General features: G+C 57.7%; 17 protein-coding genes. 12 read left to right on the top strand and 5 right to left on the bottom strand.

The features are described from left to right. Positions 1 to 230 precede the first annotated feature (230 nt). The gene (locus BFP96_RS10200) at positions 231 to 8,210 is read left to right on the top strand and encodes a two-partner secretion domain-containing protein (RefSeq protein ID WP_170875998.1); all 7,980 of its coding nucleotides are present in this window, start codon (positions 231 to 233) and stop codon (positions 8,208 to 8,210) included. On the opposite strand, the gene BFP96_RS30245 is transcribed toward BFP96_RS10200, so the two are convergent. After that, entirely contained in the window at positions 8,188 to 8,547 is a 360-nt protein-coding gene (locus BFP96_RS30245; RefSeq protein WP_139113379.1) for a hypothetical protein, read from the bottom strand. The two genes, BFP96_RS10200 and BFP96_RS30245, sit on opposite strands and share 23 nt — an antisense overlap. A gap of 751 nt (positions 8,548 to 9,298) precedes the next feature. Here BFP96_RS30245 and BFP96_RS10185 point away from each other — a divergent pair. Together BFP96_RS10185 and BFP96_RS30240 are read left to right on the top strand one after the other, a co-directional pair. Next, a complete protein-coding gene (locus BFP96_RS10185; RefSeq protein WP_256548906.1) occupies positions 9,299 to 9,970 on the top strand; it encodes a hypothetical protein in 672 nt (223 codons plus the stop codon). A gap of 252 nt (positions 9,971 to 10,222) precedes the next feature. Further along, positions 10,223 to 10,468, top strand: coding sequence for a hypothetical protein (locus BFP96_RS30240; RefSeq protein ID WP_139113378.1), 246 nt, complete (start codon positions 10,223 to 10,225; stop codon positions 10,466 to 10,468). A 38-nt stretch (positions 10,469 to 10,506) separates the two neighbouring features. On the opposite strand, the gene BFP96_RS10180 is transcribed toward BFP96_RS30240, so the two are convergent. Continuing rightward, the gene (locus tag BFP96_RS10180) at positions 10,507 to 10,764 is read right to left on the bottom strand and encodes a hypothetical protein (protein ID WP_057725484.1); all 258 of its coding nucleotides are present in this window, start codon (positions 10,762 to 10,764) and stop codon (positions 10,507 to 10,509) included. 256 nt (positions 10,765 to 11,020) lie between these two features. Between BFP96_RS10180 and BFP96_RS10175 the strand changes: the two genes are divergently transcribed. The 9 genes from BFP96_RS10175 (at position 11,021) to BFP96_RS10135 (ending at position 20,502) form a co-directional block, all read left to right on the top strand. Further along, positions 11,021 to 11,713 carry a hypothetical protein gene (locus BFP96_RS10175; protein WP_065936142.1) on the top strand — a complete coding sequence of 231 codons (693 nt, stop codon included), beginning with the start codon at positions 11,021 to 11,023 and terminating at the stop codon, positions 11,711 to 11,713. Positions 11,714 to 12,129: 416 nt separating this feature from the next. Continuing rightward, positions 12,130 to 14,718: an autotransporter family protein gene (locus tag BFP96_RS10170; protein WP_065936141.1), complete on the top strand. Its 2,589-nt coding sequence runs from the start codon at positions 12,130 to 12,132 to the stop codon at positions 14,716 to 14,718. A 459-nt stretch (positions 14,719 to 15,177) separates the two neighbouring features. After that, positions 15,178 to 15,858 carry a CsgG/HfaB family protein gene (locus BFP96_RS10165; protein WP_065883139.1) on the top strand — a complete coding sequence of 227 codons (681 nt, stop codon included), beginning with the start codon at positions 15,178 to 15,180 and terminating at the stop codon, positions 15,856 to 15,858. A gap of 29 nt (positions 15,859 to 15,887) precedes the next feature. Beyond that, complete coding sequence (locus BFP96_RS10160) at positions 15,888 to 16,250, top strand: DUF4810 domain-containing protein (protein WP_057010471.1); 363 nt, start codon at positions 15,888 to 15,890, stop codon at positions 16,248 to 16,250. After that, entirely contained in the window at positions 16,247 to 16,897 is a 651-nt protein-coding gene (locus tag BFP96_RS10155; protein WP_057725334.1) for a DUF799 domain-containing protein, read from the top strand. The genes BFP96_RS10160 and BFP96_RS10155 overlap by 4 nt, the downstream gene beginning before the upstream one ends. Before the next feature lie 212 nt (positions 16,898 to 17,109). Further along, the gene (locus tag BFP96_RS10150) at positions 17,110 to 18,747 is read left to right on the top strand and encodes a vWA domain-containing protein (RefSeq protein WP_065936140.1); all 1,638 of its coding nucleotides are present in this window, start codon (positions 17,110 to 17,112) and stop codon (positions 18,745 to 18,747) included. Positions 18,748 to 18,886: 139 nt separating this feature from the next. After that, positions 18,887 to 19,459, top strand: coding sequence for an RNA polymerase sigma factor (locus BFP96_RS10145; protein WP_065893850.1), 573 nt, complete (start codon positions 18,887 to 18,889; stop codon positions 19,457 to 19,459). Next, positions 19,456 to 20,007, top strand: a complete 552-nt coding sequence (locus tag BFP96_RS10140; protein WP_065936139.1) for a hypothetical protein — start codon at positions 19,456 to 19,458, stop codon at positions 20,005 to 20,007. Before BFP96_RS10145 ends, BFP96_RS10140 begins: the two co-directional genes overlap by 4 nt. 156 nt (positions 20,008 to 20,163) lie before the next feature. Further along, positions 20,164 to 20,502 (top strand): colicin E1 family microcin immunity protein, encoded by a 339-nt coding sequence (locus tag BFP96_RS10135; protein ID WP_122463537.1) that lies wholly within the window; start codon positions 20,164 to 20,166, stop codon positions 20,500 to 20,502. Between the two features lie 18 nt (positions 20,503 to 20,520). Here BFP96_RS10135 and BFP96_RS10130 read toward each other — a convergent pair whose 3' ends face one another. The 3 genes from BFP96_RS10130 to BFP96_RS10120 form a co-directional block, all read right to left on the bottom strand. Then, positions 20,521 to 21,807, bottom strand: a complete 1,287-nt coding sequence (locus tag BFP96_RS10130; protein ID WP_065936137.1) for a colicin-like pore-forming protein — start codon at positions 21,805 to 21,807, stop codon at positions 20,521 to 20,523. Positions 21,808 to 22,353: 546 nt separating this feature from the next. Continuing rightward, positions 22,354 to 22,575: a hypothetical protein gene (locus BFP96_RS10125; RefSeq protein WP_065936136.1), complete on the bottom strand. Its 222-nt coding sequence runs from the start codon at positions 22,573 to 22,575 to the stop codon at positions 22,354 to 22,356. A 16-nt stretch (positions 22,576 to 22,591) separates the two neighbouring features. Then, complete coding sequence (locus BFP96_RS10120) at positions 22,592 to 23,434, bottom strand: DUF4062 domain-containing protein (RefSeq protein WP_065936135.1); 843 nt, start codon at positions 23,432 to 23,434, stop codon at positions 22,592 to 22,594. Between the last annotated feature and the right edge of the window lie 68 nt (positions 23,435 to 23,502).

Here is a 23,502-nt window from a genome sequence, read left to right as displayed (position 1 = left end):
TAAGTGGGATCCAATTCACACATCCCTCGCGAACTTTTCCCCCTTTCCTTGTACTAACTTATTCGGCGATCTGATGGCTAAGTAATGGCATTTTCCCGATATGGCATTAAAAGCTGACGTTCTATCTCCAGCCAGCCAGCCTGACGATCGCATGTCGACAGTAATGAGCGAGCCCCCAGCGCCGGTTACTGCCGCATGTCCTTAATGCCCGCTGCAACGAGACTACGAAAATGGATGTTCGACAATTCGCCTTCCTGGCCCGCCAACCTTCTGCTGCCCTGAAGCCGCGAAACTCGTTCTTCGGCCTGCCCAAGCGTGGGCTGGCGTTGATCCTCGCCAACGCGCTGTTCTGGCAGCCGTTGCTGGCCCAGGCCGAGGGCATCGTGGTCAGTGCGCCGGGTACCACGGTGGGCGCTGCGGGCAATGGCGTGCCGGTGGTGAATATCGCCACGCCGAACGGCGCGGGTCTGTCTCATAACCAGTTCAAGGACTACAACGTCGGCCCCAACGGCGTGATCCTTAACAATGGCAACGGCCCTATGGTCAACACCCAACTGGGCGGGATCATTGTCGGCAACCCCAACCTCAAGGGCGGCGCGGCCAACGTCATCCTCAACGAAGTCAACGGCGGCAGCGCCAGTCAGTTGCGCGGTTATACCGAAGTGGCGGGGCAGTCGGCCAAGGTCATCGTGGCCAACCCGTACGGTGTGACGTGCAGCGGTTGCGGCTTTATCAATACGCCCAATGTGACCCTGACCACGGGTAAGCCGGTCATCGACCCGACCGGCCAGCTGAAAAGCTACCAGGTCGATGGCGGTGCCGTGACCATCGACGGCGAAGGCTTGAACGCCAGCAATGTCGAGCGCTTCGATATCATCACCCGCTCCGCCAAAATCAACGCTCAGATCAACGCCCGCGAACTCAACGTGATCGCCGGGCGTAACGACGTCGATGCGCAAAGCCTGAAAACCACCGTGCGCGCCGATGACGGCAGCGCCAAACCCGAGCTGGCGATCGACTCGTCGGCCCTGGGCGGCATGTACGCCGGCGCCATCAAATTGGTAGGCACCGAGGCCGGTGTGGGCGTGAAGCTTGACGGTACGCTCGCCGCCAGTGGTGGCGATATCCAGCTCGACGCCAACGGCCGCCTGAGCATGGCGCAGGCGGCGGCCACCGGTAACGTCAAGGTCAGCGCACAGACCGTTGACCTCACCGACAAGGTCTACGCCAACGGCAACGTGCGACTGAGCAGCGCCCAGGACCTGGTCAACCGCAAGAGCATTGCCGCAGGCCAGCGCATCGAGATCAATGCGGCCAGCGTGAACAACCCCGGCATCATCGAAGCCGGCGTCGCCGCCGATAACACCCGCAACACCACCGGCGACCTGGTGGTGAGCGCGCAAACCGTCACCACCAGCGGCAACCTGCTGGCCAGCCGAGGCCTGGCGATTACCGCCGCGCAAGCGCTGACCAACCAGGGCGCGATCATCCAGGCCAAGAACATCGAGGTCAGCAGCGCCAAGCTCACCAACCAGGGCGCCACCGCGCGCCTGTTCGGCGAGCAGAGCCTGGTGATCAGCTCACCGGCCATCGTCAACCTCGGTGGCCTGATCCGCTTCGGCGAAGGCCAGGCCGCCACGCTCAACAGCGCCTCCCTGGACAACCGCCAGGGCCGTATCGAAATGGCCGGCGGCAGCCTCGCGCTGACCAGCGCCGACCTGAACAACAGCGGCGGGCAAGTCATCGCCAACGACCTGAGCGTCAACGCCGGCAACCTGAACAACCAGAATGGCGTACTGGTAGCCAAAACCGCGACCGTCAATGCCAGCGACCTCGACAACAGCCTCAAGGGCCTGATCCAGGCTGACGGCGGCGCGCTCAACCTGACCGTCGCCAACACCTTCAACAACAACCAGGGTTTCGCCCAGGCCAGCACCGATCTAAACGTTACAGCCGGCACCCTCGGCAGCAACGCAGGCGGCGTACTGAGCGCCGACACCGGCAAGCTCACGCTGACCGCCGCGCAACAGCTCAACAACGCCCAGGGCCGCCTGCAGGCCGGGCAGGGCGATATCGAACTGCACGCCGCCAACCTGGATAACCAGGGCGGCGTGATCGTCGGCAAGCAACTGCTGCTCGATGTGGCTGGCGGCGACATCGACAACCGCGCCGGGCGCATGTTGGGCGACCGCCTCGACGTACGCGCTTCCGGCCTCGACAACCGCAATGCCGGCCTGCTCGCCGGTGGCGCCCAGGGCGTAAGCCTGCTGCTCAAAGGGCCGGGCCAGTTGCTCAATGCCCAGGGCCGCATCCAGAGCGAGGGCCTGCTGCAACTGCAGGGCGAGCGCTTCGACAACAGCGCCGGCATCCTGCTGGGCCAGACCGTCGACGTCACCGCGCAGACCTTCACCAACAGCAACAAAGGCGCGCTGGTCAGCGATGGCGGCGACGTGGTGCTCAAGGTCAGCGACCTGCTCACCAACGTCGGCGGCCAGATCGACGCGGGCGAACGCAGCGTGCTGGTCAAGCAACTCACCACCCTCAACAACGACGGCGGCACCCTGCGCGGCAAGCGCCTGGACATCGCCGCGCAGCAGTTGAACAACGACAACGGCCAACTGCTGGCCGGTGCCGAAGGCGTGACCTACAGCGGCCAGGACCTGAGCAACCGCAAGGGCCTGATCCTCAGCAGCGGCGCCCCCACCGTGCTCACCACTGCCAGCCTGCACAACCAGGGCGGCACCGTGCAGGGCGACAGCCTGAACGTCACCGCCAACAGCGTCGATAACGGCAGCGGCGGCCTGATGGCAAGCCTGGTCGGCAACCTGCAATTGACCGTCGAAGCCCTGGCCAACCGTGGCGGCAAACTGTTCGGCAAAGAACACGTGACCGTCAGCGGCGCGACCCTCGACAACAGCGCGGGCGGCCAGGTCAGCGGCAATCAGATCAGCCTGACCTCACGTGACACCCTCACCAATCAGGGCGGCCTGATCGAAGCCATCCAGGGCCTGACCCTTACCGGCGGCAACCTGGATAACAGCGCCAGCGGGCAACTGCGTGCGCTGGGCGGCGCCAGCAGCAGCGTCAACCTCAGCGGTGCGTTGAACAACCAGAACGGCACGCTCGAATTCGGCAGCCAGGCCTTCAGCCTTGACGCCGCCAGCCTCAACAACCAGAGCGGCATGCTGCAACACGCCGGCACCGGCCTGTTCCACCTCAACACCGCCAGCCTCTTCGGCAGCCAGGGCAATATCCAGGGCATGGGCAGCGCCGACTGGGCGTTCGGCAACGTCGACGGCCTGGGCCGCGTGCAACTCAACGACGTGCTCACCTACAAGAGCGACCAGGCGCTGGCCCTCAAGGCCGGCGACCGCATGGCCAGCGCCAAGGGCTTGATCCTCAACGTGGCCAGCCTGGACAACGGCGGCGAACTGCTCAGCGACGGTGACATCAGCATCACCACCGGCGATATGAGCAACAGCGGCCGCGTCTCGGCCCTGCAAACACTCACCGTCGCCGCCAACAACCTCAGCCAGAACGGCGGCCGCCTGGCCGCCACCAATACCCGCCTGACCCTGGGCGGCACCCTGGACAACCTCGGCTTCCTCACTGCCCGCCAGCAACTGGATATCGCCGCCGCGCAAATCAACAACCGTGGCACCCTCGGTGCCCAGGGCGCGGTGAACCTCACGGCGGTCAACGGCATCACCAATGCCGCCGATTCGCTGCTGTTCAGCGGCGGCGATATGACCTTGCGCAGCAATGGCTTCAGCAACAGCTATGGCGACGTCTACAGCAAAGGCAACTTGAGCTTCGCCGCACGGGATGGCGGGCGTGCCGTGCTGTTCAGCAACCGCTCCGGCACCGTGGAAAGCGAAGGCTCCATCGGCATCAATGCAGGCTTTATCGAAAACGCCAAGGACGAATTCGAACTCGGGCAGACGCTCACCACCGGCAGCCTGTATTGGGTTTGTTCGCAACACTGCGGCGAGAAAGACGACTGGGAACGTGGCGAGATCACCATCTACGAAACGTACCTTGAGGCGGCGACCAAGGATTCAGTATCGGCGCGCCTGGTGGCCGGCAAAAACATGCTGCTGCAAGGCGACAATGTGCAGAACCGCTACAGCCTGATGGCCGCCAATGGCGACCTGAGCATCACCGCCGGTGACCTGCTCAACCAGGGCGCCGCCACGCGCACGGGGCAGCGCAAGATTGTCGTCAACACGCCGGGGCACGTTCCCGACGATTTGTTTGAACGCATGCGCTATGTCGACGTTCCCGCGTTCAATGCGGCCACGGCGGCGGGCAATTTCGATAAGGCGCGCTTCGAAGAACTGAAAAACCGTTCGCCCAATAGCCGGCCTTTCGTCCACTCAAGCGACGTCACCACCTGGACCAGCAACGGCGGCCCCGGCTACGACGCCACCCTGCAGGCGGGCGGCACGGTCAACCTCAACGTCGCCCGCACCCTGCAAAACGGCACGCTGCACAACAACACCCTGGCCCAGTTGACCGGCACCCTCGGCGACGACCAGACCGGCATCCCCGTCGGCGGCATCAACATCAACCTGAGCAAACACGCCAACGACCCGAGCGCCCAGGCCCCCGGCAGCGTCTTGCCCGTCGTAGGCGTGGCCCCCGGCGGCGGCTTCGTACCGGTGGACTACACCGGCACCGCCTTCGCCCCGGTCGACCCCACCACCTCGCCCACCTTCCAACTGCCCAAGGGCGAGTACGGCCTGTTCGTCAAAAACGCCGACCCCACCAGCCATTACCTGATCGAGACCAACCCCGAGTTCACCTCGGTGTCCGGTTTCTTCAGCTCCGACTACATGCTCGGCAAACTCGGCTTCAACGCCGACAACGCCTGGCGCCGCCTCGGTGACGGCCAGTACGAAACCCGCCTGATCCGCGACGCCGTCCTCGCGCAAACCGGCCAACGCTTCCTCGCCGGCGGGCTGTACAGCGACGCCGACCAGTTCCGCTACCTGATGGACAACGCGCTGGCCAGCAAAGACGCCCTGCGCCTGAGCCTCGGCGTGGCCCTCACCGGCCAGCAAGTCGGCGCCCTGACCCACGATATCGTGTGGATGGAAAACCGCGTCATCGATGGCCAGACCGTCCTCGTGCCCGTGCTCTACCTGGCCCAGGCCGACTCGCGCAACGTGCGCGGCAACAGCCTGATCCAGGGCCGCGACCTCAACCTCGTCACCGGCGGCGACCTGATCAACGTGGGCACCCTGCGCGCCAGCAACAACCTTACCGCCATCAGCAGCGGCAGTATCTACACCGGCGGCCTGGTCGAGGCCGGCAACAACCTGAGCCTGCTGGCCCAGGACAGCATCCGTAATGCCATGGCCGGCGAAATTCGCGGCAAACAAGTCAGCCTCACGGCCCTCAAAGGCGACGTCACCAACGACACCACCGCCATCCAGGTGCGTGACGGCGTCGGCATGCGCACCCTCACCGACACCAGCGCCGGCACCATCGTCGCCCGCGAAAACCTCGCCATCGACGCCGGCCGCGACCTCACCAACCGAGGCGCGCTGGTAGCGGGCAACGACGCCAACCTTACCGCCGGCCGCGACCTCAACCTCATCGCCGCCAGCGACACCAGCGTCAAACACGAGACCCGCGACGACGGCGAGAAATCCAGCATCACCACCGACGTCAAAAACCTCGCCGCCAGCGTCACGGCGGGCGGCAACCTCAACCTGCAGGCCGGGCAAGACGTCAACATCATCGGCAGCACCGCCACCGCCGGCAAAGACCTCAACATCGCTGCCGGCCGCGACCTCAACGTCGCCTCGGTCAGCGACATGCACAACGTCGAAGGCAAGGAAAAGCACGGCAAAAAACGCATCAAGACCTCGGACGACCAGACCACCCAAGTGGCAAGCGTGCTGACGGCGGGTGGGGATTTTGTCAGCCAGGCTGGGCGTGACACCACGATTGTGGCGAGCAGGATCAGTGCGGGGAATGAGGCTTATCTGTATAGCGGGGATAAGTTGAGTTTGTTGGCGGCTGAGAACAGTACGCATACGTTGTATGACATGAAGGAGAAGGGCAGTTGGGGCGCTAAAAAGGCGCAGACGGATGAAGTCACCCGCACGACCCAGGTAGGCACCGAAATCAAGACTGGCGGCAACCTGACACTGAAAAGTGAAGGCGACCAGCTGTATCAAGTCGCCAAGCTCAACAGCGGCAAGGACATCATCCTCGACAGTGGCGGTGCGATCGTCTTTGAAGGGGTCAAGGACCTGCACGATGAGAGCCATACCAAGAGCAAAAGCGACCTATCGTGGTTCAGCGCCAAAGGTAAAGGCAACACGGATGAAACCCTGCGCCAGAGCGAGCTGGTTGCTCAAGGGCAGCTTGTTATTAAAGCCGCCGAAGGGATACGCATCGATGTTAAACAGGTTGATCAGCAGACCGTAAGTCAAACCGTCGATGCGATGGTCAAGGCTGATCCTAACCTGGCTTGGCTGAAACAGGCTGAGGCGCGTGGCGACATTGATTGGCGCCAGGTGAAGGAGATTCACGAGAGCTTCAAGTACGACAACTCAGGGTTGGGCGCCGGTGCCAAGATTGCGATAGCAATCATGATGGCGGCGATTATGGGGCCGGTAGGATTCGGGTTGCAGGGAGCCACCCTTGCGGTGAGCACCAGCCTGAGTACGACGGCAGTCACCAGCACCATCAATAACAAAGGCAATTTGGGCGCAGCGCTTAAGGAAACGGTCAGCGCCAATAGCCTGAAAAGCGCAGCAGTCGCCGGGTTTACGGCGGGAGCCCTTGAGTATGCCGACACCAATTGGTTCGCTGGTGCTGACGGCGCAGGTGCAGGCACAACCACCGTCCAAGGTGTTACCCCAAGTACGGGCTCAACCTTGGCGGTTACTAACTCTTCCAAAGATATTTTCACCTGGACGTCAGCGGGTGATATCGCGCTGCGTACCGGAGGCCGGGCGGTAATCTCTAGTGGGATTTCAACGGCCGTCCAAGGTGGAAGTTTCGGCGACAATTTCAATGCTGCCTTGCTGGGAGAGGCTGGCAACGTTGCGATGGCTACCGGGTTTAATTGGGTGGGTGATTACGTCACGTTCCCTAATGGGAGTCCTCAGAAGATTATTGCGCATGCTTTGATGGGCGGATTGCTGGCGGAAGCGACGGGCAGTGATTTCAAAACTGGGGCTGCGGCTGCGGGGTTGAACGAAGCGTTAATTAATCAGTTAGCTTGGGCAGCCCAAGATAATAAAGACATCATGTTGATGCTTTCACAACTGACCGGTTTGGTGGCGGCGGCTGCGGTAGATGGCGACCTGGAAAAGGGCGCACAGGTAGCACAAAAGGCGACTACGTTTAACTACTTAACCCATCAAAAATTCGATGAAGTTAGAGATTGCATATCGGGTAGGACCTGTTCGACAGACGCTGAAAAAATTGCTGCGAAAACAGAAGCCGAAAGACTAAGTAAGTTTTTGGACGACGAAATGAACGATATATGCTCCAAAAACCCCGGTAGCGATAGCTGCCGGACGGCGGTGAGCTCTGCTATAAAGTATACGGCTATTAAAGATGCGTGGAATGTGATGCACGGAGACGTTGAGCGCTCATCAAAAAACACTTTCGATTATTTATACAATACTGAAGAAGGAAAAGACTCCTTTGTATCCTACTTCAATACAATTGATAATCGAGCAAACTTTTTTAGTGCCAGTGATACCTATGAACATCAATTGGGCATTGGTGCAAAATGGTTTGGGGGCGCAGATACTGTTTCGCGTGCACCTTTTACCGGGTTGGGGGCGGACGGGAATGCCTCATATATCACCTTTGGTGCTGGGTGGGTGTTAGCGCCTGTTTATGATTGGCGGAAGGCGGCAGGAGATGCTCTTATGGCTGGAGGGTATGAAAACTTCAAGGCGCTATATAATGGGAAAGCGACCGACCCAGTGGCCTGGGACATTAATCAATTGAAAGCTGAACAGAGAACTTTACAACCTATTCATGAAAAATACCTAAGCGGATATGATACATTTTTAGGGGTCTCAAAATACATGACAGATTCTGACAAAGGTGCAAAAAAATTGCCACTTGACGTGCCCAGTATTAGTGGTGGTGTAGATGTCTTGGATTATAAGTCTAGGGTTGAGTTTGGTTGTAAGTTACTAGGCTATGGTGTCAGTCAAGGGTGTAAACCATGACGTTGAATACATATCCCCGAATAAAAGTTTTTTTCGCATTCATGTTGTGCCCCTTTTTTTCGGGGGTAGCCGCTGTGCCCTTAATGTTGATTTCGATATTGATAACGGTGTTTAAGAATTCATCATTAATTGGGGAGGTGAGAGGGGGTGAGGTTTTTTCGTTATTTATTACCATTCCCTTAATGGCGCAGTTGATTTTTTTTCTTCCTGCATTAGTTTTTTCTCTAATGTTGGTTTTTGTAAAGCCTGTGGGCAGTTTTAAAGTGTACCTAATGATTTCAGTTGTCGGCGCAGTTGTTTCTACTGCATGGATGTTTGGTGTGGTTTTTTTCTTCATAAGTGAGGTTGAAAATTATCATGTGATGAGAAATATGTTTCCCGTGTTTTTGAGTTTTTTGTTAGGCGGAATCTCTACTTGGGCTGCTGCTTACTGGTGCCTCCCTAAAATAAAAAATAACTAGAGTGGTAATAAATGTCTTGGGGTTGAATGAATGGATGAGTCGTTGACAACTGTAACTAGAAGAATTAACTCTGAAGGAAAAGTCGAGTGTCATTTAGGCTTTTATTCTGATTGGGATGGTTTTGACTCGATTGTAAAATATTTAAAAAAATATTGGCAGGCAAGCCCAGTTCAATTTGCTGATAATATTTATTCTCGACGTTGGGTATTGATATGTAATGGGGTCGCGTTAACTGTTTATCACGATGTCAGATAGGGAATTATTTAGTTGTGGAAAATGGTGAAGATAAGGATAACTTGCTCGGTCAGATCGAGGCGGATTTGATTGAGCGGTTCCGTTGAATGCTAGCCAGTAATTTTGCTACCTTTTCATCTTCATAGAAAATTACTTGAGAAGAGCGGGCGAGAGAGGGGGCATTTTAATTTGAGATAGCAGTGAAAAGCCTATTAATAAATTTGTACGCTTTTCTGTTGCAAAGCTCGAAAATTACTGTGGATGGTATCGTAGCGAGGAAGATTCTGGATATCCGAGTTCAGCCTGGCGGGTTGTCTGAATCGAGTAAAATTATAGAGTATGGTAAGCAATGGAATATTGCTGTCATCATTAAAGAATTTGGCAGCTAATCATATGTTTGAGGTTGAAATTTTTTTTAGTGAGGGCTTGTACGATAGCTCTCCAGATGTATGGGCGCGTTTAGAGCAACAGCTCAATGACTTTAAAGGCTCCGAGGTGAACGATGGATTCACCGGTGAAAAAATGTTGCTTGCCAAAGTTTCGCACTACTTGAAACAGAATAAGAGCAAGAGTTTTTTTGTTGAGTTAGCTGGTGGCTCTGTAGAATTTTCGCTTGTGGCGGATAAAGAACTGTGCCGATTAGATATAAAGAATCTCGCAAATTCTCTTGAGATGGCGCACTCGTTGATTGCTGCATTAACAGATGAGCCAGCTTTCGTTCAGGCTCGAGTTTACGATGCTGAATATGATCGGTGGCAAAATGCCGAGAATATCACACTTTTCGAAGTGGCCAATGTTGAGCACTCCCAACTGCCTAAAAAAAGCAATGGATTACCTTTTCCGCTTACCCAAGAGGTTGTAGATATATCAAATAATCCTGGGCGCTGGGTTTTGCGGAAAGGTTATATAGAAGCTGTTGGTTCGCCAATGTGGGTTAGTAAGTCTCTGCTTAACTCATTAGGCGTGGACGAAAAAGAGTTGATGAATGTCGACTGTTTTTCCGTGGAAGATTTGGGTGGTGTTTTGAAGATTGTTGCTTGTGAGCAGTGTTTCACAGCGATGTAGGTATCCAGGCTGAGAGGCAGGTCATGCTGAGAAAGATTTTATTTAAAGTGTGAGGTCTAGAGCCGTGCAATGGAAGCGTGCTGAATAAGGGGCTGAGAGGAAGTAAGCGGAGAAAAAGGGGATAGAAAAAAGGACAGATTTATTTAAATTAGAGTTGAAAATCTTATTAGATAAAACTGTCAACTTTTGTTGCCGTTGGGAAGGAAGTGAGAAGGAAAAGTGATTTGGCCTAGATCAAGGTTACAGGCGTTTTTGTTATTGTTGATTTATGTGTTTTTATTGTTTTTGTTGTTGGGGGTTATCGCAAAATTCATGGGGGCGCTGATTAATTATTCAAAGATTGGTGTATGGGATTTCAGTTGGGCTGACGTCGTAGATATGTTGCCCGGTGTTTATGCCTACGCAATACCTACTGGGGTAGGAGTTTGGATACAGTCCTGGTTGAAAAATCGTAAAGAGCGTGAGTCTAACGATAAAGATAGTGGCCAAGGGAATTGAGCACAAAGCGGGCGACGCCAAGGCCGCCCGATTTTCACTCACGACGGATCGGCATTAAGCCTGCGACTGATGACATCCAGCAAATCGCACCCATCGCGCAGCGGAATGGCCAGCAAATGGGCGAAGTCTGAAAGCACTACGGCATCGCTGCTGAGTTGTTCGCGAAAGGCCAGGTTTTCCAGCAGTTGGGTGACGGCCCGAATGCGGTGCACGGCGGCGTCGTGAAGGACGTCGAGAGGTGCCTGGGTGTCGATGATCAGCGCTGGGATGGTGCAGTCGTGGCCGGTTAGGGGCATGTATCGATTCATCATTAAGCTCTCTGGATTATTGAGGGCTCGTTCTTCGGGTCGCCAAACCCGGTCGCCTTTTGAGCGACCGCCGGACTATAAGCCGCACCACCAAACCCACGCAAGGCATCAAAATGCCGCCCCGTCGAAGAGTGCCACCACGATCCCTAATGTCTTCCCACTCATTGCCGACATACTGCCGACGAGCGAACGCATCACTAATACGCCAATCCACAAGCCCCACCCCAAACATTAAAGGACCAATGTGAAAAACCTCCTCCTGATCCTCCTCACCACCCTCATCCTGGGCGGTTGCGTCAGCCACCCCCTCACTCCCGAAAACCGCGCGCAGATCAAGACCGTCAACGTCCTGCCCGTGAAGTGGGAAAAGAACATGGTGTACTTCGGCCGCGAGCAGGCTTGGGGCGCTGCCCTGGGTGCTGGGCTGGGCGCGGGTGCCGGCATGGCCAGCGGGGCGTCCAAGGTGGGCACTGCGGCGTTGAGCGGTGCAGGGTTTGCCGCCGGCATGAAGCTCGGGCAGTTGGCCGAGATGCCGACGCCGGTGGCCATTCTGGCGGTGATGGAGGCGGAAAAACTCGATGTAGGCGTGTTGCTCAAGCAGGGCTTTGTCGATGCGCTGGGCAAGACTTCGACGCTCAAGGTGGTCGGCGACGATGAACCGGCCGATGCGCAGATCCAGTTGACCGTGTCCGAGTGGGGCTTTCGCCTGACCCAGGGTTTCAGCAGCGTGATTTACCCCACCCTCAGCGTGGTGGCGCAGATGAATCGCGGCGATGAAATGATCTGGCGCACCTTTGAAACGGTGACGCCATTCAATGGCCAGAACGTTTATGGCTACACGCCGCTCACCTATCGCACCGACCCTGAAGCCTTGCGTCGGGCGTTGACCGGGATTACGCAGATTTCTGCGCAGTATCTGGTGAAGGAGCTCAAGTAAGTCTGATGGTGAGGTAACGCGGTTGGTTGGTGCGGGCGTGATGGTGAACGCTCAGGCACCGTGTGTTTCTGGTTGCTCGCGTTATCGTTGGGGATCTTCGCGAGCAAGCTCGCTCCTACGGGATTGGGGGCGTGTCGCATGGTTTTGAACATTTTGTTTATCTCGATGTCTTTACCCCGCCCACCCGCAACCGGTCGGGCTGCATGGACTGCAGCGTTTTCAAATGACATTAAGGATTGATGTGAACCTCTCCCTATTACGGCCTCCTGTCTGCCACCGCCTGCGGTGCACCGGCTCGCGCCTGCGATTCCCAGGGACGCCGGGAGAGCCTCATTCGGATCGATTGATCCTTTCGTACAGCACACCTACTGCTGCCGGGCTATTGGCGGCTTTGACTGTAGTTCATGGAGTTTGAAATGAAGCGCAAGCAGTTCCAGAAAAGTCTGTTGGCAATCATGGTCGGCGCAATCAGCACGCAGGTGCTGGCAGTCGAGTTCGACCTGGGTCAGGGCAAGAATATTTGGGCCAATGAGACGTTCAACGAGCCGGTCACCATTAACGGCAAGTTTTCCCGGGTGGTCGATTCCAACACCACTGACCCCGCCGGTCTCGGCTTTGTGAACACCAACATTCAAGGCTCGCTGATCAACCGCGCAGACATCACGCTGGACTCACAGGGCAAAACCATTCGCGCGATCGCCATCGACCCGATGTTCTGGTCTGGCCCTTCCAATCTGACTCCCGGCACCATCACCGGGGATGTGGTTCAGGCGGGCAATATCCTGATGAACCATGGCGCCTACGAAGGGCTTGAAATCGGTGCCACCACCATTGGTGGCAGCGTTATCAACTCCGGCACCATCCGTTCCACACCACCAGTGAGCGCCGAGCCGTTTCCAGGCTATCTGGGCGGTGGCGAAGGCATTTACCTGCACGGCACCACCATTGCGGGCGACGTTTCCAACACCGGTGTGATCGACATGGCCGGTCCGGATGCGATTGGCTTGATCCTTGACGTCAGCGGCGACACGCCGACCACCATCGGCGGCAAGCTGTTGAACTCGGGTTCGATTATCGCCACCGGTGAAGGCGCCTGGGGCATGGAAGTGGAAACCGACACCAACCCCCTGCGTATTGAAAACAGCGGCCTGATTTCCGCCACTGGCAATGAGGCGAGGGGGCTGAGCTTTTTCTCCGGCACCGTCGATTACATTCTCAACACCGGCACCATTGAAGCCAAGGGCGCGTCGGCCAATGCCTTCGATCTGTCCGGCGCCAGCTTTGCGCAGAACAGTGCCACGGGCGCACGGGGTATCGTCAACCGTGGGCTCATCGCGGCGGACGGCACGGCGATCCAGGTGGATGCGGCCAGGCAGGTCGCGGCGTTTGAAATCAACCAGCAAGCCGGCGAAATCCGCAGCAACAGCGGCATCGCCGTCGACGCCAACAACCTCGCCAGCCTGAACTGGACCGGCGGCAAAATCACCGGCGACCTGCTCAACCTCAGCGCCGTCAACATCGGCGGTCAGGCGGGTTTCAGCGGTAGCCGTATCATCGCGCCGGTGTCGGTCAATTCAGGTTCGCTGAACCTCTCGGCGCCCGGCACTGCAATCACCGGCGACCTCAATGTGGCCAGCGGTGCGGGCATCGATATGCACCTGGCCGACAGCGTGGTGCCGACCACGCCGTACCTCACCGTCAACGGCACGGCCAATCTGGCTCAAGCTTCCAAGCTGACGGTCAGCGCCAACCCGGGCGACTTCGCGGCGCCTAAAGCCGGCACGCAATACACCTTGCTGCAAGCCACCAACGTGCAGAACAACGGCGTAGCGGTCGCCAGCGCTTCGTCGTTGCTCGACGTGCTCAGCTACTCGGCCGACGCGCAGACGGTCAAGGCCGTGGTGGCGGTGAAAAGCGACCAGCAAGTTCAGCAGGAACTGGCGGGTGTCAGCGCGGGTGCGTCGGCCGCGACCGCCGTCAATGTGCTGAAAAACGATGTGCTCGGCGGGCTCAACCAGAACGATCCAGTGTTCCAGAGCCTGGCCAACGCCGGGACTGCGCAGCAACTGGCGCAGCTCGCCGATCAACTCACGCCGGACGTCAACCGTGGCGCCCTCGACGTGGCTTTGTCGGGGCAAACCGTGGTCAACGGCGCGATCTTCAATCGCCTCACCGACCAGCGTGAAAGCCACCAGGTCGGCGGCGTGTGGGTGCAGGGCCTGAGCAGCAACATGGACCAGGACGGCCGTGGCGGCAACAACGGTTACTCGGCCAACAGCAGCGGCATGGCAGTGGGCGTGGACGGTCGTGTGAACGACACCACCACTTTGGGCGTGGCCTACAGCTACCTCAATTCCAACATCCATTCGGACCTGGGCAACAAGACCGACGTCGAGGGCCACGCGCTGTCGCTGTACGGCAACTGGGCGCTGCAAAACTGGTTTGTGGATGGCAGCCTCAGCTACGGCCATAACGACAATGACAGCAAGCGCCACGTCGCGGGCACCACGGCCAAGGGCAGTTACGACAGCAATGTATTGTCGGCCAGCGTGATCGGCGGCTACAGCTTCAAGCCGTCCCAGGCGGTGGTGATCGAGCCGCGTGTGGCTGCGCGCTATGCCAACGTGCGCATGGATGGCTACACCGAGAAAGGTTCGTCGGCGGCCTTGAGCACGTCTTCGCAACGTTATGAAGTGGGCGAACTGGGTGCCGGTGTGCGGTTGGCGGGCAACTTGCCGATGGGCGCGGGCAGCCTGCAACCGGAAGCGACCTTGATGGCCTACCACGACCTGATGGGCGATCGCGTGGCGCAAACCTCCAGCTTCGTCGCCGGTGGTTCGGCGTTTACCGTGACCGGCGCATCGGTGGCGCGTGACAGCTACGAGGCCAGCGTGGGCGTGAACTACCAAGTGTCGGACTTCACCGTCGGCGCCAGCTACACCCGCCAGGCGCGCAGTGGTTTTGACGCCGACGGCGTAATGCTCAAGGCCCGCTACGCCTTCTAAGCAACACCGCAAAACAAAGTGTGGGAGGGGGCTTGCTCCCGATTGCGGAGGGTCAGTCAATGATGTGTTGGCTGGCTCACCGCCATCGGGGGCAAGCCCCCTCCCACACTGATATCAGAGGCATCACGCTCTACGTAAGCAGGTTGAGACAGCGCAAGCTGCCCCGGCCCCGCTGCTCCGGATTCACGCAAACCAAATGTGGGAGGGGGCTTGCCCCCGATAGCGGTAGACCAGTCAGTAATGGGTTGACTGACCACATTGGATCTCCACATTCCAGAGGTTTGTGTTGGATTTCACTACTCGGGCCGAAACACCTTGAGAACCGCTCTTAACCCCGTAAAATGCCGCAGCCGTTGCATCACAGTCTTTCAGGGAAGAACTCAGGCCAGCATAGTGTCCAGGCTGCCTAACTCCTTGGAAAACCCAGCAACGCTGATTTCCTCACCCAAGGAGCACCCTGTGAAGACACTCTCCAAAATCCTGCTGTCGGGCCTCACCGCCGCGGCGCTGTTGACCGTGGCCGGTTGTGCCACCGAGAGCAACCGCGCGATGCCGGTGGAGCAAGTCGCCAGCGCCCACGTCGCCTATTCCGGCGTGCGTGTGCCGATTGCCGTGGGCAAGTTCGATAACCGCTCCAGCTACATGCGCGGCATCTTCTCCGATGGCGTTGACCGTCTCGGCGGCCAGGCCAAGACCATCCTGATCACCCACTTGCAGCAGACCAACCGCTTCAGCGTGCTGGACCGCGACAACATGGGCGAAACCTCCCAGGAAGCCAAGATCAAAGGCACCGTGCAGAAGCTCAAGGGCGCTGACTACGTGGTGACCGGCGATGTGACCGAGTTCGGCCGCAAGGAAACCGGCGACCGCCAGCTGTTCGGCATCCTCGGCCGTGGCAAGACCCAAGTGGCCTACGCCAAAGTCGCGTTGAACATCGTCAACATCAACACCTCCGAAGTGGTGTATTCCACCCAGGGCGCCGGTGAATACGCGCTGTCCAACCGTGAAGTGGTCGGTTTCGGCGGCACCGCCAGCTACGACTCCACCCTCAATGGCAAGGTGCTCGACCTGGCCATGCGCGAAGCGATCAACCGCCTGGTCGACGGCATCAACGCCGGCGCCTGGAACCCGCGTAACTGATCAGCCACACCACAAGGAGCAGTACACGGATGAGCAAGGCAGTGAAGTTGGCGCTGATGCTGACAGCAATCGCGACGGTAGCCGGGTGCCAGACGGCGCCCCAGCCCCTGTATCAATGGGAGAGCTACCAGCCGCAGGTTTACGAATACTTCAAGGGCGAGCCCAAGGAAGCGCAGGTGGAAGCACTGGAACGCGATCTGCAGAAGATCAACGCCAGTGGCCGCAAGGCGCCGCCGGGTTACCATGCGCACCTGGGCATGCTGTACATGAACATGGGCAAGGATGATCAGATGGTGCAGGAGTTTCGCACCGAGAAGGCCCTGTTCCCCGAGTCCGCTGCGTACATGGACTTTCTGCTGAAAAACGCCAAGACCGGAGTCGCCACCAAATGAGCCTGTTAAAACTCACCGGCGCCTTGCTGGCCCTGGCGTTGCTCGGCGGTTGCGCGGCGCCCAAGACGGTTGATTATTCGGCGTACAAACAGGCGCGGCCCAAGTCGATCCTGGTATTGCCGCCGATCAATGAATCGCCGGAAGTGCAGGCGTCCTACAGCCTGGTGTCGCAAGTCACCTACCCGTTGGCCGAAGCCGGCTACTACGTGTTGCCGATTGCCCTGGTGGACGAAACCTTCCGCCAGAACGGCCTGACCACCGCCAACGACATCCAGGGTGTGCCGCCGACCAAGCTGCATGACATCTTTGGTGCGGACGCGGCGTTGTACATCACGGTCAGTGAATACGGCACCAAGTACATGTTGATCTCCAGCGACACCTCAGTGACGGCCTCGGCCAAGCTGGTGGACCTGCGCACCGGCACCACCCTGTGGACCGGCGCAGCGCGTGCATCCAGCGAGGAAGGCAACAACAACGGTGGCGGCCTGGTGGGCATGCTGATCACGGCGGCGGTCAAGCAGGTGATTAACAGTTCCACCGATGCCGCGCACCCGATTGCCGGTATCACCAGTGCGCGCCTGCTGTCGGCAGGTCAACGCACCGGCATCCTGTACGGCCCGCGTAACCCGAAATACGGCACGGACTGACGTTCTTCAAACACTGAAGATCAACTGTGGGAGGGGGCTTGCCCCCGATGACGGTGTATCAGTCACTACTGCAGTGGCTGACCCACCGCTATCGGGGGCAAGCCCCCTCCCACATTGTTTTTTTGCTGTGAGGTCAATTGGGGTTTAACCCGAACCCCACCCACCTCGCGTCTGACCTTGTGAACGGCTCATTCATTCACGAGGCCCAGCCCATGTCCCACGCTCTGCTCTCCCAGCGTCCTGCTGCCCAAGGCTTCACCGTTACCCTGCTGGTGGCGCTGGCCGGATGCGGGCTGTCGTCGTCCCCCGACCTGGCAAAACCGGCGGAACCCGTCGCAGCGCTTCAAAGCGCCCCGGCCCAGGGCGCGTTGGTCAAACGCATGGCCATGCCGGCGCCGATGATGATGCGGGAGATGGCGACCCGGGATGAGCGCAGCGAACCGCGCGAGCAATACGCCAACCTGCCCGACAACCCGGTGCATCGCGTCGCCGAAGCACCGGTCTCCACCTTCAGCGTGGATGTCGACACCGGCAGCTATGCCAACGTAAGACGCTTCCTCAACCAGGGCCGCCTGCCGCCCGAAGGCGCGGTGCGATTGGAGGAAATGGTCAACTACTTCCCTTACGACTATGCGCTGCCTACCGATGGCTCACCCTTTGGCGTCACCACTGAAGTCGCCGCCACGCCGTGGAACCCACGCACGAAACTCTTGCGCATCGGTATCAAGGCGTCCGACAAAACCGTGGCAGAACTGGCCCCGGCCAACCTGGTATTTCTGGTGGATGTGTCCGGCTCCATGGACCGTCGCGAAGGCCTGCCGCTGGTCAAAAGCACGCTGAAATTATTGGTGGATCAACTGCGTGACCAGGACCGCGTGTCACTGGTGGCATACGCCGGTGAATCGCGCGTGGTGCTCAAGCCCACCTCCGGGCGTGACAAAACCACGATCCGCAACGCCATCGACCAACTCAGCGCCGGTGGCGCCACCGCTGGTGCGTCCGGTATCGAACTGGCCTACCAGATGGCCCGCGAAGGCTTTATCGACCAGGGTATCAACCGCATCCTGCTGGCCACCGACGGTGACTTCAACGTGGGCATCAGCGACTTCGACAGCCTCAAGCACATGGCGGCGGACCAGCGCAAAAGCGGCGTATCGCTGACCACCCTCGGCTTTGGCGTAGACAACTACAACGAACACCTGATGGAACAACTGGCCGACGCCGGTGACGGCAACTACGCCTACATCGACAATTTACGTGAGGCACGCAAGGTGCTGGTGGACCAGCTCAGCTCGACCCTGGCGGTGGTGGCGCGGGATGTGAAATTGCAGGTGGAATTCAACCCGGCACAGGTCAGCGAATACCGCCTGCTCGGCTATGAAAACCGCGCCCTGAAGCGTGAGGATTTCAACAACGACAAAGTCGATGCCGGCGAAATTGGCGCAGGGCACACGGTGACCGCGTTGTATGAAATCGTGCCGAAGGGCGCGAAGGGCTGGCTGGAGCCGTTGCGCTATGCCAGAGCGCCTGCGGCTGAAAACACCTCGGCCGAACTGGCGACGGTGCGCGTACGCTACAAACCGGCTGCGGGCGGTGACAGCCAGTTGATCGAACGCGCCGTCGACAAAACGACTACCAAGCCCAGCAGCGACCTACGCTTCAGCGCCGCCGTGGCCGCCTTCGCCCAACAGCTCAAGGGCGATGGCCGCTACACTGGCAACATGAGCTGGCAGGACACCGCCGCCCTGGCCCGCTCGGCCCGAGGCGACGACCCGTTCGGCCTGCGCAACGAATTCGTGCAACTGGTGGAACTGGCCCAAAGCCTAAAACCCTTATCCCGAGCACAATGAAGATCAAATGTGGGAGGGGGCTTGCCCCCGATAGCGGCCTATCATTACCAAATGTGCTGACTGACCCACCGCCATCGGGAGCAAGCCCCCTCCCACACTTGAACCCGCTTCGGCTTATAAAAAGGAGTCTGCCCACTACATGGCCGTTCCAGACGATCCACCCAGCGACGAATCGCTGCTGGCCCGCTACCGCACCGGCGACGCTGCTGCGTTCGAAGCCTTGTACGCCCGGCACCGCCAGGGCCTGTACCGCTTCCTCGTATCCCTGTGCAACAAACCCGAACTGGCCGAAGAAATCTACCAGGACACCTGGCTCAGCCTGATCCGCAGCACCACCCAGCCACAAGGCCGGGCGAGTTTTCGCACCTGGTTGTTCCAGATTGCGCGCAACCGCCTGATCGACCACTGGCGCAAGCACGGCCTGCACAACCCGCTGCACGACAGCTACGACGAGTTGCTGCACGCCCAGCCCGACGACAGCGCCGGCCCCGAACAGCAACTGAGCCTGAACCGCGACCAGGCGCGCCTCGACGCCGCCGTGCAAGCCTTGCCCGAAGACCAGCGCGAAGTCTTCCTGCTGCGCCTGCACGGCGACCTCGAAGTCCCGCAAATCGCCACCCTCACCGGTGCCCCGCTGGAAACCGTTAAAAGCCGCTTGCGCTATGCCCTGCAGAAATTGCGGCGCCTGCTGGCCGACGAGGTAACTGTATGACTGACGCCCGAGACCCGAACGATCCGCGCGACGAAGCGCTGATTCAGCACTATCGCCAGAACAGCGCCGGCGAACCGCCCGCATTCCTGGACACATTCATTCTCAACGCCGCCCGCCGCGAAGCGCCTGCCCCCAAGCCCAGCCTGTGGCAACGCTGGCTGCGGCTGTGCCGGCAACCGCGTTGGCAGATGGCGTTCGCCAGCGTGGCCGGTGTGGCGTTGCTGGCGGGCGTGATGACGCGCACCCCCGAGCTTGCCCCGGTGCAAAACACCCGCCTCGCTGCCCCGGCAGCTTTCTCCGCGCCTGCGCCCATGAGCGCGCCGTCGCGTGCCGAGTCGTTCAGCGCCGAAATGAACAGTGACGCCTTGCCCCAAGGCAAGCTGGCCAAGCGCGCAGTGCCTGACCCGCTGGAGCAGGGCTTGCAGGAAGTATTGCGCCTGCGCGCAGTCGGCGATGAGGGTGCCGCGACGGCGAAACTGGCCGAATTGCAAAAACGTTTCCCTGCGCAAAATCTTGAGGAGCGGCTTAAGGCATTGCAGCCTCACTGACGCTGTGGCGATGGAATCGCGGGATACCATCGCCCCTGTTCACTCATCTTGCACTGAACCTATTACGCAATAGCCCAATGCCATGGATGCTATTTGCTATCATTTAATTGAGCAGGGCAGCCAGAAGTTTAAAGTGAATTTAAAGTACGAGTTGATATGAGTAAAAAATATTTAATTGAGAATTTTATGATATCCATTTTCATATTTGTTCTCTTCTTTACCGACATTTTTGGAGCGAGCACTTTTGTGGAGGATATTAGCTTCACTGTTATGATTTTAGGAGCAGGCAGTATTTTCTTGTTTCCGTTCTCTCGATTTATAATCGAGCAGACTGCGCTTCGATTTACGCGTCGTGAATTCTGGACGACCGGCTTACTGACGGAGTCGCCTGGGAAAAACGGGTTGTATGTGATTTTTTATATGGTGTGCATCGTTTTTGCCATTCCTGCCGTGCTTGGGTACCTATTCTATTCAGCACTAAAAAAAGTGGCCTAAAAAGGCCACTTCGTTTTTTTAGAAAGGAAGCACCGCGTCGAGTGCATCGTTGAATTGCTTAACACGTTTATCGTCAATAAATGCACTGACAAATGCCATGATCAGCGCAAACGCCACAATCCCCACGGGTGACGAAACAGTCACACCGAACGCAAAAGCAATCAAACCTGTTGCCGCAGCACCTGCAAACAGTGTTTCCACTTTCAGTGCCGTGTTATTCCAATCGCCTGTCGCGTAGCTTTTACTTACTTCATTATGCAAGTCATAGGCATCAATGGCTTTGCCTACATAACCAAAGCCTTTGGCAAACCTGTTCAGGTTTTTTCCCAACTCCGCGCTATCAAGCGAGTCCAGGGCATTGACGATGGCCGCGCGGTCAGCCGCACTGAATTTCTTATCCAGCGCGCCTTTGTATTGCTCAAAGGCATTCAGGGCCTCTTGTGCGCTGCGAAGCTTTTTGCCCTTCGCACTGTCGGCCAATTCTGCTGAGAGCGTTGACATTTGCTGGCCAAATTTCTCTCCGATCTCCTTGTAAAAATCAGCAGTGAATTTAATGGCATCTTTGATTTCCGCATCGGCCTTTGCCTGCTCTTCGGCAAGACGCTCTGCTTCAGCTTTTGCTGCGGCCTCGGCAGCCAGGCGTTCTGCCTCTGCCTGCGCCGCAAGACGTGCATCTTCCTCCGCTTGAGCAGTAGCGATCAAACCCGTCAAAGCGTTAGATTTTTCAGTCAACAATCGAATCTTTTCAGACAGGTATCTGCTTTTGTAGGCCGCGCTATAGGAGTCGGCAAGCGCCTGATACGCGTGTTTGAAGCCCAACCGATCTTTATATTCAAGATTGACGAAATCTACCGCATTGTGCGGTATGTCTTTCAGTAGAGGATCCCTACCGAAGTAAGCGTTAGCCGCCGCAAGACTGGCAGTAAGGTCAGCCTGTGAGGCATTGATTAGAGCATCAACGACGGCTTTTTCTTTCCTGGATTTTTCCAGTACCGGAAGAGCATCGGCCCCAACGGCTGCGGCAACCTCCGAGTCGATCTCGGCCAGCAGGTTAGGCAAGTCGGCAGCGTAAGAATCTGCAATCTGCTTTTGCGCCCTGACCGCCAGCGCCACCTTCGTCATCGTACTGTCAGGATGACTGAAGTTCATCTTTCGCATGAGCGCATCGATGTCTGAAAAATCAACGATTTTCCCATCCCACGGCAACGGCTTGGCAATAAAACCTCCCCCTGGCAGCGGCCCAGGAGGAAGGGGCAGTGGCGGCTCAGGCGTTACGATAATTGGCGGTAGAGTAATGTCAGTCATGAATATCTCCTTGATATTTAGCTTCCTTGAGAATGCCCACCTTGCTGACGAGTGCAGGGGAGGGCAAACGGCGTGAGGCAGAAGCCAGCACATCGATACTGTACATAAACACAGTGTTGATGCCAAGAGAAAATATGCATTTGTGCATATTTGTGGGGCAACGTGATCGTTCCCACGCTCTGCGTGGGAACGCCGCCCGGGACGCTCCGCGTTCTGCTCTCAGCGAAAAGTCCGGCACTTGTGCAACGGTGACGCGGAGCGTCACCGGATGCATTCCCACGCGGAGCGAGGGAACGATCAAAAGCTGAAGAACAAAAAAGCCCCAGATCTCTCGACCTGGGGCTTTTTCATTTCATATCTGGTGCCCGGCGTCGTTTGAACTGAGCCATAGGATGCCCGTTTTATAAGGGTACTAGTGGTGGTGTGTCAGTTAGGCATACACGTGGGCATACATGCCGGACGTTTCTGGGGAGTATTTTCTTTTCATTCCCGCTTGGTAAAGCTCCATCAAATGGTCAGTGGTAGGCTCCTATCAAGGGCGAATATTCATTTTTCTGTTCGACCTTCTGCCGCCATGGAGGCGAGGGCGAGAGTAATAAATCCTGAATTCTCATCAAGTGTGTCCAGTGCGCCTCGGATGTTCTGTGCCACCTCTGTAGATCCTCGTTGCTCAACCCAGTTCGACAACTCCTCAATAGCAGCCCCCAATGCGAGCTGGTTTTCATTCATGCGCTTGAGCATTGATGCGAGCAGCGATACGTCTTGCATGAGCGTTCTCCACGGTCTATAGGACGATCATGTCTGCGATCTGATACCCAAGATTTGTGACCTGATAGATCTCACCTTTGTAACCTTGGCCGACGATGAGGCCTTCGTGGGTCAGCTCGGCAATAGCCTGCTCCCATTTTGCGACTTCTCTCCGATCACTCTTTTCATCGATGAGATTTTTACCGTTTGTTTGCACGTCTGTTCCTTCCATGTAATCGACGTGAATAATTGTTCCGTGGGGATCCAAGCTCGCCTCTTTCAGCAGGGTCCTAGCCTCACCTGATAGTTTTGGGATCGATGTATTGGACTCTAATATTTCACCCACGCCGCTGTTTTCCGCATTCTTGAACAGGGGATGTTCGTTGACCTTCAACTGAAGGTGCCGATAGAGATTCGTACGGAAGTCGCTGAGGCTGTCATAGCTCTCATATAGTCCACGACTTTGGCAGTCGGTCTTGAATTTCTTAACCGCCGCAGCCTGATCTAGATCGACAGTGTCCATGGCAACGGGTTGAGATGAGAAATAGAGCATTGCCGGTTTGCCCGACTGAATATGCTTTTCGAGCTCTTCAACGGTGCCGCTTGCGTATTCATCGGTAGGGGTACCAATCCGTGTCCAAAATACCCCTATAAGAAGATCGCATTTTCCTAGGATTTGGTTGTTGATGATGGCTTGGGGGGAAGCCCCCATTTCTGGAGATGAGTGGGACTCCCACCCAATGGGTAGCAAGACGATCTTCCGAGCGTTTGAATTGACCGCGTTCCACTCATAGATGACGTCACGAACGATGGTGCGCTCGGAGGCAACATCACCTGGTGAGGCGATCATCACGTTGAAAGTTTCAGCTGTATAGCTCATTGCACATCCTCTGTGTTGGAGATCGATCTGTAGGTAAATGGCCTGAAGCATTGGAGGCTATTAACTTT

Origin of the sequence: Pseudomonas sp. 34 E 7, assembly GCF_900005715.1 — a bacterium.
In the GTDB taxonomy this organism is placed as follows: domain Bacteria; phylum Pseudomonadota; class Gammaproteobacteria; order Pseudomonadales; family Pseudomonadaceae; genus Aquipseudomonas; species Aquipseudomonas orientalis_A.
This window is presented reverse-complemented; position numbering and strand designations above follow the sequence as displayed.